Source organism: Macrococcus brunensis, from assembly GCF_004359615.1.
In the GTDB taxonomy this organism is placed as follows: domain Bacteria; phylum Bacillota; class Bacilli; order Staphylococcales; family Staphylococcaceae; genus Macrococcus; species Macrococcus brunensis.
Genome location: NZ_SCWA01000029.1, coordinates 1 through 14,464 on the forward strand (window position 1 = coordinate 1; position 14,464 = coordinate 14,464).

The following is a 14,464-nucleotide window of genomic DNA, read 5'->3' on the forward strand; positions in this document are numbered from 1 at the left end:
AAGTAATTTTCCTTTTGACATATTTCCATATTCGATATAAGGGTCAATATCTATAGATTCAACGATAAATCTTCTAAAACTATCGTTTGTAAAATTTAAAACATATCCACCCTCATTTAAGTAAGATATTATTTGTCTCTTTTCTTTTTCTGTCAAAATTATTCCTCATTTCTTCATTTCTTTAATCACTTTATAGATAGTCGGTTTACTGACCCCTGCTTTCTGCTCAATCTGTGCCAGCGTATAGTCCTTACTATCATATAATGACTTGATATAGGCTTTCTTTTCATCACTGATTGGCTTTCTGCCCCCCTTTCTTCCTCTCGCTCTTGCAGCCTCTAAACCCTTTCTCGTACGTTCACTTAATAGGTTAGCTTCAAGTTCTGCGAACGCACTCATCATCGTGAAGAACATTTTACCGAGTGCGTCTTTTGTATTGATATTCATATCGATGATTTCTAAGCTGATATGGTTATCATCTAGCCATTGAGATAACTCGATCAGCTGTTTCGTTGTTCGCCCCAGTCTATCCAGCTTATAGATAACGAGTGTGTCGCCCTCTCTTAAATAGTCCATGCAGTTATCGAGTTCAGTTCTTTTAATCTTCCTGCCACTGACTTTCTCCGAGAAGATTTTTTCGCACCCTCGTTCTTTGAGCAGATCTAACTGAAAATCGAGATTCTGCTCTTTCGTTGACACTCTCGCATAGCCAATCTTAGCCATCTTCCCTACAACTCCCTTACTTTTTATCTCTCGAGCGCTCTTACAGGCAATCTCCGAGTTAAATAACTCATATAAATTCAATATTTAATTACTTTGAATAGTTTACGTATTTATTAACTTTAAAGATACAATAAAAAGCCTTTGATTAAAGGCATTTAGTTGTTAGAGAAAAAGATGAATTAATTAGTAAAGATAACGAACGTTTATTTTACTTATATTCTCAGCTGATCAATCAATTTTATAAATGTACAGATAAAAGAAAGCACTTTTAAAAAGTACTCTCTTTTTTAGCTAAAATATTTATTTTTCACTCTCGATAATTGAATAACTAATCAAACTTAAAACCCTAAAAAATAAATATTCCCTAAAGTCATCAGAAGGTATAGGCTCTTTATCTTTTTCAAAATGTCTTATCTGATATTCATTGCCAATCTTAGTCAATTCTTTAAATTCATTATCAAATAACAATTTATTTCTTTCAGTACTATGACTAATTTTTTTGATTAAATCTTCGATATTTTTCTTTTTGTTACCTTCTCCATAAATAGTTTTCAATCTTTCAAATACATCCCATATTTTTTCTAATGCAAACTGTTTATGGTCAGAGTTGTCAGAGTCAATATAGATTTTAGATAAAATTATTAATTCACTAGTTGTCACATCTTGCTCTGTGACAAGCTTCTTTTTTAATAATTCCTTAGCCTCGTTTTTTACAAAATCATTAGACAACTCAAAATCAGTTTTATACTCATTCTTAATCAAAGTAGCAAGTAGATATGTCCTTAACTTCCTAAGTTCGGAAGTATAATTCGGAACCTTGTCCCAGGGTCTATAAGTTCCTCCCTCTCGAACTCTTGGGACATGAAAATCTATATCGGGAATAAAGAAAACTCCATACTTAACTCTTAAGTCTTCCCAATATTCCCTAGAAGTATTGTTAGTATTAATACACTTTTCAATTTCAGGCATATCATTTTTTATCTGTTTATAAATTCCCGTTGAAATAGAATTCAATATATATCTCCTTTGCTTAACTAAAAATTATTTAATAATTAAATCCAAAAAAATAGGAATTAAAATAACTGTAATTAAAAATCCTAAAGTTTTCACTATATAAGACTTTCTCTTCTTACTTTTATTCAAATAATCTCTAACAGTATCAAATTCAATAGTCGGATAAAGATTATAAAGGCTCTTAGTCAGTAAAAAAAGAAATACATAACTTAAAAAAGTGAAAAGAAGGTTTAATACAAGTCCAAATAAATCATCATTTTGCAGTTCTTCGCTTAACAGATTCCTATGAATAAAACGATAGATACTCAGCGATAAGATTAGAGTGAAAATAAAATTAATCGAGAACTGGAACCAAGAATTTGATAAAAATTTATTCTGATTCAGAAGTTTACTAAAATATTCATCTAAAACATTAATTTTAGCTCGTACCCAGTTCTCATCACTTCCTGCAACAGAATAATGCCCTCCATCTTCAAAAATAATTACACTTATTTTTTTACTTTCTCTATAATCACGTAACCAAAAAGAAAGGGACTCAATCATTTCAGTATCTTTTAAGATTTCATCATCAATCCCACTGACAGACAAACCATCTTTATATTTAATGCTTAATATCATATTCATATCAGGATCATCAGACTCCTCATAAGTTTTACGAAAAAAAGTAATTAAATCTTTAATGTTCTCATTCTTAAAAATCTTCCCTTTAAATTTTCGGTCTATCTCATTCTTTGTCGTTGAACTCAAAATACCACCCCTGATTTTTATTCTAAAACTATTTTATACTAATCTAAGTCATACTTTACAACTCAGCGATGTCTCTTCATTTTTCCGGTATGTTAATCGCTCTTCTGCTAGACTGCAACATACTCAATCTGAACTATCATCAATATTTAAATAACTATTAATGAATGACTGAAGATTACGATTAATTTTCTTGAACTTTTCTTCACTCTTTAGCGGATAATTGTACACATTTAAATCATATACAATAACTCTTAACCTTAAATTTTCTAAAAATATACATTTAGTTATATATTTTTACTGTGATTTCCTTGTAACTAAAATATAAAGGAATAGATAAAATGAATTAAATGTAATTAAAAGTATCTACGTCATTTGCATTTTTAACAGAAATTGCTAGTACTATAACACTTGTTGGTAGTGCTATCGATCGTGGATTAGATGAACTTGCTGTTCTCGCTGTCCCTAGTGCTGTAGGTGGCGATATGGTCAGTGCTTCGGCAAGGTGCTTCTAAGAAAGTAGAGAGGGATATTATGAATATAATTGCTGTTCCCTCAGCCAATTGCTTAACAACGTTTTGAAAGACCGATATTATAGATAAAAAAATCTCTGAATAGAAGTGATTTATCAGAGATTTTTTAGTATTATTAAAACATATTCAATTATTGAAGCTGTTCGAAAAGTTCCTCAGACCAACGGAGAACCTTTCGGTAAAAAAAATAACAGTTTCAGTTTTCAAGCCGTTGACCAGACGGCTTGTTTTTTTATTATTTTTCTTAATTTTACCTTTTTTCAAGATAATTCACCTCCTTATATGAATAAGTATATTTAGTTAAATTGATACTTTGATTTTGAACTTCTTTTCAAATGCTAGAGTATTACTTTCACTTCGCCATATTCTAACAATTTTTCCATATTTATTCTGAAACCAGTTCCGTGATCATGAGTTTTCCCTATTTTTTTCCCTGAATGATAAGCACCAATTCTGATATCAATTTTTATATCACCATTTTCTATACCTTCACATAGTGATTCAACAGACAGTCCAGTTAATAAATCGGCACTATTGTATTTATAGTACTTTGTATTATTTTCAATTTTTGATTCAGCTGAAATGATAGCTATATATTTTAATTTTCTATCTAATTGTTTCTGAAGACTTTCAAATGACCAATAGACAGAATTATCAATCATATTTTCACTCTTATCATAAACTTCTAATCTTACTACTTCATTTTCCCAATCCACTTCAACTTTAAAATCATATAAGTATGAATTGGATTTTGTTAATCTATTACCAGATACAGTTTGATGTAAGATATTATTCCCATATTCATCTTTTTTGCCATATTTATTTCGAAGTATAGTATTAGCCCCTCGAGGATTTGTCGGACTTTTAGTAAATAAGGTTAAAAGAGATTTTGCAGCAGTTTCATGTGTTTTAATTTCGATATCATGAAAATCAGGTGCGTCTAAATTGTCCTCTTCTTTTTCAAGTAAATCTTCAAATGTTTTTCCTATTCCTGTATTGCCTGTTCTCTTTGTTTCATGCCAGCCATCATCGATTATTTTTTGAACAGCTTCTTTTAACATATCTAAATATTCACTCATGTTTGTAATCCCCTCTTAATTGACTTTCTATTTTATCTAGAATGATTTTCTTTTGTTCGTCGTCTATTTTTGAATATCGATTAATTTTTGATAAGTTTTGATCTGATGGCAAAAAGGACTCCAATGGTGTATTCCATTTTTTAGATAAAAGATATAGATGTTCTAAGGTATATCTTTTATCACTACTTGCTGAATTAATTTTTCGTACATGATCTTCTCTAATGCCTAATATCATTGAGATATCAGAAAGTTTTAATCCTTTATCTCTTAGTTGAATATCAACTAATTCAGCAGTGATTTTGTCAAACTCAATACTTCTACTCATTCAAAATCCTCCTTGTTTTATTAATAGATAAGGCATATACTAAGAATAGTAGATTTTAATTTGGTTTTTGTGCACCTAAAGTACACAAAAACCAAAAAGGAGTAAATTATGAGCAATTTGACAAAAACCGATAAGATATTAATTGAAAAATTATCCAATAAAATCAATCGAGAGAAAGATTATCTAGATTTCTTAAATTCAAATACGAAATATCTAACTCACGGTTACCATATTTATCCAGCTATGATGATTCCTCAACTGGCCAAAGAATTTATTGAATTAGTAAAAGAAGTAAAACCAGAAATAAAAAAATTGTATGATCCATTTATGGGATCTGGTACCTCATTAGTAGAAGGACTTGTACATGACTTAGAAGTATATGGCACAGATATTAATCCTTTATCGCAAATGATGAGCAAAGCTAAAACCACTCCTATAGAACCTTCAAAGTTATCTAGAGCTATTTCAGATCTTGAGTATTCTATAAGAGAAATGACAATCTTGCACCATGAAGGGAATTACAAAATAAGTAATCTTCCTGACTTCGATAAAATAGATTTTTGGTTTAAAAAAGAGGTTATAATAAGTCTGCAATTAATAAAAAATTGTATAAATGATTTTATGGATGATGATTTAAAAACATTTTTTATGGCATCATTTAGTGAGACAGTGAGACACGTATCAAATACTCGTAATAATGAATTTAAACTTTATAGAATGGCCCCAGAGAAATTAGAAAATTGGAGTCCCAATGTTAATGATGAATTTTTAAAAAGGGTATACAGAAATGAAATAGGTAATATGGATTTTTATAAACAACTTGAAGAGGTAGGAAATTACTCGCCTAAAACAGTGATAAATAAGCAAAGTAATATAAAACTTCCTGATGAATTTAAGAATGAAATGTTTGATATTGTAGTCACTTCACCTCCATATGGCGATAGTAAAACAACTGTAGCTTATGGACAGTTTTCAAGATTATCGGCTCAATGGCTGGATCTTAAGATAGATGATGATACTAAAATAAATCAATTGGACAATGTGATGCTTGGAGGAAGAACAGATAGAAAAATAATAGTTAACGATGTGCTAGACCATTTAGACTCTCCGACATTAAATACAGTGTTCAATCTTATAAAACATAAAGATGAAAAGAGAGCCTTAGAAGTACTTCAATTTTATATTGATTTAGACAAATCAATTAAAGAAACTACAAGAGTAATGAAACCTGAATCTTATCAGTTTTGGGTAGTAGCTAATAGGACTGTTAAAATGATCAGTATACCAACTGATATAATAATTTCTGAGTTATTTAGAAAGTATAATGTTCACCATCTATATAGCTTCTATAGAAAAATTCCTAACAAACGTATGCCTTCAAAAAATTCTCCTACTAACAAAATAGGCAATCACTCTGTTACAATGACTTCAGAAATTATATTAATGTTAAAGAAAGATTATTAAAAAGGCTGATTCTAAAAGAATCAGCCTTTTTATATGGATATTGATAACTTCTTAAGCATTGGTTGATAGAATTTCTAATATTTCATCTTTATTTCTTTAGATAGTCTTTTTTTCCTATCTTAAAATGACTCCTTGCTTTTCCAAAACACTTTTCTACTGAATTAACAGTATATTTCTAGTCATAAATTTTTGTTATTGTAATGAAAATTCCATCTAACAACCCATGCATACACATAGAGGTGTGTATATGTATACTTATACTGTTAATAATGTTATAATTAGTAGTATAAGTATTTGTGAATCGGAGGTTTGCAATGAAAATCATTACGTTTTCTGCTATTAAAGGTGGAGTCGGTAAAACAACTTTAGCATATAACTTTGGTCAATGGCTCAAACATCAAGATAAAAAAGTTCTTTACGTTGATTTAGATCATCAGTGCAATCTAACTCAGACGTTTGATATTTTTGAAAATAGGGGGACAGTTGCAGACATTTTTATACCTAAAAATGAAGTACAGGTCATAAGTATAGATAATTCTCTCTCAATTATTCCTGGATATATGCGGTTAGATGAAATAGAAAAGAATATTTCAACTCAAAGTAATAAAGATATGCTTTTTTATATGTGGCTAGAAGATCACTTTGAAGAATTAAATCTAAATCAATTTGATTTTATTATAATTGATACACACCCAGATTTTTCAACTATCACTAAAAATGCTATCGCAATCAGTCATACTGTTTTTAGTCCTATTACACCAAGTGAACATGGATTTTCTTCAAGAGATATTCTGATAGAAAGATTTAATGAATTTAAAAATGAAATGGTTGATTTTAAGACAAGAGAAAGTTATATCACTGCCAACCTTTACTTTATTGCCAATATGGTAAAGCATAATACAAAGTCCTCAAGAGAATTTATGAAAATCCTTTCGAAAATTGATGATGTGATAGCTATCATTCCTAATAAAGAGTTATTTAATAATACAACACTTGAAAAACAATCTATCACTGACATGTCGTTAGAAAAATCTTTTTATACTAAGCATAAAGCTTTTTTTGATGAATACCATGAGACAAATTTAAAATTACTTGAATACATAAAATAAAAAAGGAGTAATAATATGGCTTTCGAATATAATAGCGAAAAATCTAACAAAATAAAAAAAGCTCTAAAAAGCAATAGTTCTGATGAATCCAATAAAAAGGAAACTCATAGCTCACCTAATATTGAAATTAAAACAATCGAAGTACAACCACCTCATGAAATCAAACAAAGATACAATATTATGCTGGATCCCAGCGTTAAACAAAAAGCTGATAAGATTGCGAAAGATAAGAACTTTAAGTCTACCTCTGCTTTTTTAAATGAGTTAATTAAAAGCTTATAATTAAAATGCGTATGAAGATGTGTATACACATCTTCATACGCATTTTAATTTTATTTAAATAACGCCCTCATGTACTTCTCACTTTGTATTCTAAGCTCCTCATTGAAAATAAGCTCTCTCTTTTTTTCTGCATTTGGCTCTTCTTTTTGAAAACGAAATTCTAAAAACTTTATTTGTTTACCTTTTTTTATCTTTTCAATGTTCAATCCTTTAAATATATTCTGTAAATCCCTTTCAATCGTATTTAACACTCGTTTGGTTATATCAGTCATCCTGTAGGAATCCGGAATGTCTAATCGATCTCTGAAATCACTAATTTCAATTTTAAAATATCCTGTGGTTCTATATTGTTTCAACAACCTGAACATATGTTTTGAATAGCTAGATTTAATGCCTGTCAATTCTTTCAGTTCAAATCTTGTGAAATTGCCAGTTAAGTTGTTTAAAATATGTTCTAATTCAGGATTCAGGGCTATCTCAATATATTTTTCCTTCTTATCAATCTCATAATAAGTGAACAATATAAATTTCTTTATTTTATGCTCTGTTCTCTCTGTATAGGTTAATCCCTGCATCTTGTCATAGACATGCTCTAAATCACTAATAAAGCGTTCTTGAGTATTATTCGGATGATAATTGCTAAGTGATTTCAAATCATTAAAAGAATAACGTACTTTATCTGTTCCTTGGTCTTTCAGCTTCGTACATATTGCAAAAAACAAATCAATTTCAACACTAGTAAAGTTTCTTAAAGGAACTAGATTCATTTCATTTTGGTACTTAGTTATTCTGGTATATTCAATCTCACTCATATTTTCAACCTCCTATTATATTTTTATTATACAAAATATAATAGGGAGACTCAAATATAAATATGTCTCCTTGAAACTCGCAAAATGTCTCCTTGAAACTCGCAAAATGTCTCCTTGAAACTCGCAAAATGTCTCCTCGTACTCGCAAAATGTCTCCTTGAAACTCGCAAAATGTCTCCTCGTACTCGCAAAATGTCTCCTTATGCAGCTTGAATCCCTTGTCTCTCTAAGAGTGTAGAGCTTCTAAAAGGGTTTAAAAGTATTTAAAAAGTATTTAAAAGATATTAAAAGATTATATAAGGTAAGATCATTACTTAATTAACTCGCAAAATGTCTCCTTATAAGAGTTGAATTTAATAAAGTCAAAACGGAACTCGCAAAATGTCCCCTTATTTAAAAATATTTATAACATTATCTATTATAAGACCGTTCATTCCATTTTTTCTTTTTCTTCTTCTTATTATTGCTGTTACTCTCTATGTATTCATTATTAGCATACATAGTTAAGCTATTAAGAAGATTATTAACTATTCCTTTATGTGAGTTGGCAGTTCCGTAATGCTCCTGATAAGATTTACTGTGATAAACATTACTATGATCGCTTATATGATTTCTTACGACAGTATCAACTGATTTTATATCATCTTTATTTTCGATACTATCTATTTTTGTAAGTAACTGTGACTTAGAATAAACATCTAAATCATCAATTAACTTAGCATGATGAAGTGGTAAAGTACGTGCAAGTTCATCATTTATAAATACTTCGAGTTCTTTCAGTTCTTCTATCTTACTATCAATAAATATTTTATTAATCAGTACATTCTCAATAGCATTATCAGAGATTTCATTTTGATTATTTTTTATCACACGATCAGCAAAGAATATATCTTTACTTGCTTTAAGATACTGGTCACGTTTTTTAAGATTATCAGGAATATCGGCAGAATCTCTAAATGCTTTTTCTACATATGCTGTTTCGATAAAGTTACCTTTAAGGGCTTCATTTACTATAAATGCTTTTTCATCATTGTTGAATTTCTCAAAGTTTCTAGGATACATAATCTCAACAATTTCATTATTGATACTGATGTTATCAAGATATATAGACTTAGCAGATTGATAAATTGTTTGCTGTACTTCTTTCTGTTTAAAGAAATTAGATTTTTCGTTATTAAGTTTAGTAATTTTCTCATTAATTGTTTCAACAAACGTATCTGGATTAAATCCATACTCTTTTACAGAGTGTTTATCAGCTTTATATTTGTCGATTAGTTCTTCATAATATTTAGTTTTTAACTCTGCTTTTAGAATATTGTTATTGATTTTTCTTCCATAGGTAGAGGCTTTATCATGTGTATTATTTATTGTTTCTTTTGCTTCGATATAGCCCGTAGAATGTTTGTATCTGTTGTCTAATACGGTCTGTGCTTTTTGATTGATCTGAACGACACTGTTCGCATATTCAACGGCTTTATTAAACGCATTTTGTCGTTTAATTTGCTTTTCATCGATGATGACATCATTAATAAGTCCCTCATTATAGTCAATGATGTCTTGATTTAACTGACCATAAAAAGTGATGGGTTTATATTCAATGCCCGCTTTCTCACAGCGTTTTTGCTCTCTTTTTTCGAGTCGATATTCTTCTCTTGTCAGATGAATCTGTGCCATTTCTTTTCTTCCCTGGTCCTTAAAACTTCTGGCATCATAGACACGATTACTCTGTTCTCTTACCGCATATTCATTCAGTTTCTCTTCCCATTTTTTCCTCAGAACATTTAAGTCCATTTCAGCAAAACGGATCTGTTCACGGACCTTATTGCCGTTTTCATTTAGAACGGCCACACCGTTTTCATCATATCTTGTTCTTGTTTTTGTTTTATTTCCCCATGTTCCATCTTCATTGATAGGACGAATCGTCAGCAGAATGTGTGCGTGAGGATTGTTAAGATCATCACGATGAATGCAGACATCTGCGATCATTCCTTTGCTGACAAATTCTTCTTCAACGAAATCTTTTGCGAGTTCAGTCTGAACATCTCTGTCGATATCATTGGGCAAACTGATAAGAACTTCTGTCGCAAGACGGGGTGCTTTTGTTTTCGCATTTTGACTTTCAATTTTATCAACTGCGTTCCATAAGGACGCTCTGTCCTTTGTCCACTCAGGCGCATGAGCAGGTGTTAATATCATAGATTCCGGTTTTACACTATGCTTTCTGAACTGAATATTTTCCTGTGTTCTTTCACTGAAAAGTTTCTCATCTGAACGATAAGAAGCACACGCAATGATGTTTCTTGATGATCTATTGATATGACTGACACGCAGCATATAATAACCGTTTTCCATGTTAACACCTCCTTTTTATCAAGCCCCTACGGGAACTAGACGATTTTCGGACTTGCCCATTGATGCCAACTTTTAAGTTTGCATGTAAATGGGCAGTAAATAGTTACTGGTAATATTATATCATATTTTTGCTTCACTTTAAAATTGATAACTTTCACCAGTCATCGGATAATTGAATTGTTAATTTTGATTTATTACTGTTGCCTTTTTACATTTGAGTGAACTGGTTTGAGCTTTACTATGATGAAGAAGGAGAGGTTTTTATGACGACAGAGGTACAGGAAACATTTGGTCTTTTTGAGGACGATGTTCAGCAGTTACCTGATTTTCTGCATGTGATTCATAACGGAAAAGTAAGACGGTATGACAACTATGAGGAGATATTTGATTCAGAAAAGTACGATGAAATCATCGGGACAAGTTATAGCGTCGGCTATAAAATGATTAACAAAATCATCAGTCATTTCAGTTATGTGGATTTTATTGTGGGCATTTCAGATCAGAGTTATCATCAGAAATTACATGATAATATCCATTATGAAGTCCTGAGACATCAGACAAAAGAAAAATATATTCAGCAATCAGGAGTCACAGTTTTTACGGAAATGAATCATAAACAGAAGAAAAAAGTTTTAGAGGGACGTGCGAATTTGAAATATCCAAAGCCGGGTGTACCGATCCATTGTAAGTTCTATCTACTGAGAAATTCCGTCAATGGTTCTAATCGAGTCATCTTCGGTTCTGCTAATTTAAGCGTGCAGGCTTTCTCAAATAATATAAGTCAGTTTGAGGATATCATTATACTGGATGATCATGAATATTATGAACACTATCTAAAAAGATATGAATATATCAAGGATAATTTCACGACAGATTTGATACCTCCTTCAGTTATCAGACAGTATCAAGAGCAGGAAGAATCACAGCCTTTTAGTGGAAAAAGCATTGATATCTTGAAAGTGATGAAGGAGGAAGTTAAGAAGGATGTAAGTGATATTCAGACACTACAGACACAGATGAAGGAGATTATCGGTGTCCCTGAAATGATTCAAGATAAGTTGAACTACAGCGATAAAGAAGAACATGAAGCTCTCAATATTAGAAAAAATGTGACAGAAATGATGAGCTTAATGACAGGGATGGAAAATAAAAAACTGAGATTCAAAAACAACACTGAACGTACAGTCGAGAATAAGCTGACTAAAATTTTTTATACGAATACTGATAAGCAGGATGATGACAAGGAACTGAAGCATCACCGCCCTTTTCTGAACAGATGGGATAATCGCCTTGAGATAAATCATTATAACGGTGTCTTCACCGGTATCGGAGATAAGGACAATGTTCAGATGGAAGTACCATTTAATTTCTTTATCAGTGATGAAGAAATCATTAAAAGTATCAGGCTGATTGATCAGATGATGAACAGTTATCTTGATCATCTACGTGTCAGGAATCTGACAGCAGTCTCTAGGATTTATGAGATACTTCTTTACGCTTTTACCTCACCATTCCTATCTTACCTTCACGCTAATATTGAAGAAATCCAACCAGGGCTAAATAACCGTGAGATACCGATTTTCTGTATCATAGGAGGCGCACCTGGATCAGGCAAGACCTACCTTTTGAAATGGATTAATAAGCTGACAAGTGCTGATAAGACTCCACCATATGTCTCATATGGTGCGATGAAAGGCATAAATTCAGAGGGTAAAGAAGGTACTATTGCAGCTATTAAAAAGTATCTCAATGTTGAAATGCGACAGAAAAATGCATATCCACTGTTGGTTGATGAAATCGAAGAGAAGTTTTTTACAGAAAAAAGTATTGAAAACTTACTGGTTCATTTATCAAATGAACTGCATCTTGAACTGGAGGGAAAACCATTTCCGGTCTTAATAGGTACGACAAACAGTTCTACTTATAAGATGGATCAGCGCGCAACAAGCAGATTCTATTATCTGAAGGTGGATATCCCTTTTGATGAAAAAAAAAGAGTAGCAAGCTCAAAAACCTATAAGGATATCTTCAGACAGACTGACAATCAGTTGTTTCGAGATTTTTTAAGCAGATATCTTAAAATGCTCAAGGAGACACCCTATAGAATCATCGAAAGCACTGATAATAAAGGAACGGATTTTCTGTATGCTGCTCGTGAGATATTCAAGGAATACTACAGGATAGCAGGTTTGTCTCTCCCGATCTATTTTCCTCAGAGTATAGCCAATGATTATTCAATGACGAGTCGGGAGCATTGGCGAGATTTATTCAGGAACTATTACAGAAATACAGATTATTTCATTTATGATGCTTCCCGCGATGAACTGACCTTTCTAAAGAATGCATTGTACAGTGGGAATATGTATAATCAACAGGGCATTTCAGTCTATTATCTTGAGATGTTGCCAAGCTATGTTTATAAGCAAAGTCAGGGTGAGCAGAGCTATCTGATCACGATATATGGGAAGGAGTTCTTCAGATGGCTTGAGATACCGAATCCATATAGTAAAGGACTGAAGGGATTCCTCAATAAAAAAGTGAAATTTTGAGGCAGGTGGTTAATCCTCCTGCCTTAAAATTTCACTCATATCGACTTCTAAGGCACTAGCAATTTTGAAAAGATTAAGGATTGTAATATTTCTTTCTCCTCGTTCTATGCCACCAATATATGTTCGATGAAGTCCACATTCAAAAGCTAAATCCTCCTGGGACCATCCTCTACTTCTCCTTGACTGAGCAATATTAGAGCCAATTTTTACTAAAATAAAATTTTTATTAGTATTCATAGACTAATCTTGCTAATATGAATACTATAAGTCGACAGACTATAAGTATCAATTAGTTGTAAGAGAATGGGAGAGAGATAATGTACAACAGTGAACGACATTATTACCAAGTTTGCCAGCAATTCAGAAATATTCGTAATGAACGTAGTCAAACACAGAAAGAAGTAGCAGATGATCTAAAAATGTCTGCCCCATACTTGTCAGATGTAGAAAACGGGAAAAGGCCGAATACCTCCTTACTGATTTTCTTAAAATTAGCTGAATACTATAATGTGAGATTTGCTGATATTCTCAATAGAGCTGAAGTATTAAGCACACCAATGCAGATTTTGAATAAAGAAGTAAAAAAACATAACGAAATAGACAGAACACGGTAGCTAACAGTATCATTGACCAAGAGAGCAAAAATGATAAAATTTTGTTCTCTTTTTATCCTTTATATACTACTATTCTTTGTTTCTGTATTTTCGATAAGATAATCTAACAAATGAATAGTAGCTATAACGACACTATTAATATAGCGAGCTTCATTTTCAACAATCCATTGTTCTGTTGGATGTGACCGACTATGATTATTTCTAGCCTCATTAAAAACTCTCATAACTTGTTTGTTAGATTGTAATATAATTCCAGTTACTTCTGATACAATCAGTTTATTAGATATAAAGTTATTTATGACCTTATTATATAAACTATCCATTGAATACCGTTCTTTTTCATTGCCTGCTTTATGGTAGTCTATATGATTTTTCTTACAGACTTCAATTAAGTAAGAATGAAATAAAGTATGAAGTCTATCTAAACCATTTAAATACTGTTCATCCTTGAAGCAATCTTCAACTGTTCTCTTTAAATCATAAATATTAGTGTATGTCATAACTTCAATATTTAAATTTAATGATATAGTATTAGAATATTTATTTAATATGTCATTAAGAACTTTTAATTTTCTTTCATATTCTTTAATTTTTCTATTTAAATCTATTTCTTCGTATTCAAAAAACACATCTTCTAACTTATCTTCTGTTGATGCTTTTAGTAGCTGTATTTCTTCTACAAAATTCTGAGTCAAAGTAATTAATTTATGATTTTCGATATTTTCATATACAGCTGTAAGTAATTTTCCTTTTGACATATTTCCATATTCGATATAAGGGTCAATATCTATAGATTCAACGATAAATCTTCTAAAACTATCGTTTGTAAAATTTAAAACATATCCACCCTCATTTAAGTAAGAT

At 31.2% G+C, this 14,464-nt stretch carries 14 protein-coding genes; 5 read left to right on the forward strand and 9 right to left on the reverse strand.

Features of this window, described 5'->3' with window-relative positions:
• Positions 1-165 precede the first annotated feature (165 nt).
• The 5 genes from ERX27_RS10760 to ERX27_RS10780 all read right to left on the reverse strand — a co-directional run bounded on the left by ERX27_RS10760 (position 166) and on the right by ERX27_RS10780 (position 4,418).
• Positions 166-723 carry a recombinase family protein gene (locus tag ERX27_RS10760; RefSeq protein WP_133432811.1) on the reverse strand — a complete coding sequence of 186 codons (558 nt, stop codon included), beginning with the start codon at positions 721-723 and terminating at the stop codon, positions 166-168.
• A 300-nt stretch (positions 724-1,023) separates the two neighbouring features.
• Positions 1,024-1,737 (reverse strand): hypothetical protein, encoded by a 714-nt coding sequence (locus tag ERX27_RS10765; protein ID WP_133432812.1) that lies wholly within the window; start codon positions 1,735-1,737, stop codon positions 1,024-1,026.
• Positions 1,738-1,764: 27 nt separating this feature from the next.
• Entirely contained in the window at positions 1,765-2,484 is a 720-nt protein-coding gene (locus tag ERX27_RS10770) for a hypothetical protein (RefSeq protein ID WP_133432813.1), read from the reverse strand.
• 868 nt (positions 2,485-3,352) lie between these two features.
• Positions 3,353-4,093 carry an MvaI/BcnI family restriction endonuclease gene (locus ERX27_RS10775; protein WP_133432814.1) on the reverse strand — a complete coding sequence of 247 codons (741 nt, stop codon included), beginning with the start codon at positions 4,091-4,093 and terminating at the stop codon, positions 3,353-3,355.
• Entirely contained in the window at positions 4,086-4,418 is a 333-nt protein-coding gene (locus tag ERX27_RS10780; protein WP_133432815.1) for a hypothetical protein, read from the reverse strand. Before ERX27_RS10780 ends, ERX27_RS10775 begins: the two co-directional genes overlap by 8 nt.
• A 108-nt stretch (positions 4,419-4,526) precedes the next feature.
• Here ERX27_RS10780 and ERX27_RS10785 point away from each other — a divergent pair, with 108 nt between their 5' ends.
• The 3 genes from ERX27_RS10785 to ERX27_RS10795 all read left to right on the forward strand — a co-directional run bounded on the left by ERX27_RS10785 (position 4,527) and on the right by ERX27_RS10795 (position 7,273).
• Entirely contained in the window at positions 4,527-5,882 is a 1,356-nt protein-coding gene (locus ERX27_RS10785) for a TRM11 family methyltransferase (RefSeq protein WP_133432816.1), read from the forward strand.
• Between the two features lie 314 nt (positions 5,883-6,196).
• The gene (locus ERX27_RS10790) at positions 6,197-6,991 is read left to right on the forward strand and encodes a ParA family protein (RefSeq protein ID WP_133432817.1); all 795 of its coding nucleotides are present in this window, start codon (positions 6,197-6,199) and stop codon (positions 6,989-6,991) included.
• A gap of 15 nt (positions 6,992-7,006) precedes the next feature.
• Positions 7,007-7,273: a CopG family transcriptional regulator gene (locus tag ERX27_RS10795; protein WP_133432818.1), complete on the forward strand. Its 267-nt coding sequence runs from the start codon at positions 7,007-7,009 to the stop codon at positions 7,271-7,273.
• A gap of 50 nt (positions 7,274-7,323) precedes the next feature.
• Here ERX27_RS10795 and ERX27_RS10800 read toward each other — a convergent pair whose 3' ends face one another.
• Together ERX27_RS10800 and ERX27_RS10805 are read right to left on the reverse strand one after the other, a co-directional pair.
• Positions 7,324-8,085, reverse strand: coding sequence for a replication initiation protein (locus ERX27_RS10800; protein WP_133432819.1), 762 nt, complete (start codon positions 8,083-8,085; stop codon positions 7,324-7,326).
• Between the two features lie 411 nt (positions 8,086-8,496).
• Positions 8,497-10,437, reverse strand: a complete 1,941-nt coding sequence (locus tag ERX27_RS10805) for a MobA/MobL family protein (RefSeq protein ID WP_133432820.1) — start codon at positions 10,435-10,437, stop codon at positions 8,497-8,499.
• Positions 10,438-10,700: 263 nt separating this feature from the next.
• Here ERX27_RS10805 and ERX27_RS10810 point away from each other — a divergent pair, with 263 nt between their 5' ends.
• The gene (locus ERX27_RS10810) at positions 10,701-12,986 is read left to right on the forward strand and encodes a hypothetical protein (protein ID WP_133432821.1); all 2,286 of its coding nucleotides are present in this window, start codon (positions 10,701-10,703) and stop codon (positions 12,984-12,986) included.
• 9 nt (positions 12,987-12,995) lie between these two features.
• On the opposite strand, the gene ERX27_RS10815 is transcribed toward ERX27_RS10810, so the two are convergent.
• A complete protein-coding gene (locus ERX27_RS10815) occupies positions 12,996-13,223 on the reverse strand; it encodes a helix-turn-helix domain-containing protein (protein WP_133432822.1) in 228 nt (75 codons plus the stop codon).
• A gap of 80 nt (positions 13,224-13,303) precedes the next feature.
• On the opposite strand from ERX27_RS10815, the gene ERX27_RS10820 reads away from it, so the two are divergent.
• Complete coding sequence (locus ERX27_RS10820) at positions 13,304-13,600, forward strand: helix-turn-helix domain-containing protein (RefSeq protein ID WP_133432823.1); 297 nt, start codon at positions 13,304-13,306, stop codon at positions 13,598-13,600.
• Between the two features lie 59 nt (positions 13,601-13,659).
• Here ERX27_RS10820 and ERX27_RS11445 read toward each other — a convergent pair.
• On the reverse strand, positions 13,660-14,464 hold an 805-nt coding region (locus tag ERX27_RS11445), incomplete at its 5' end, for a hypothetical protein (protein WP_165983158.1).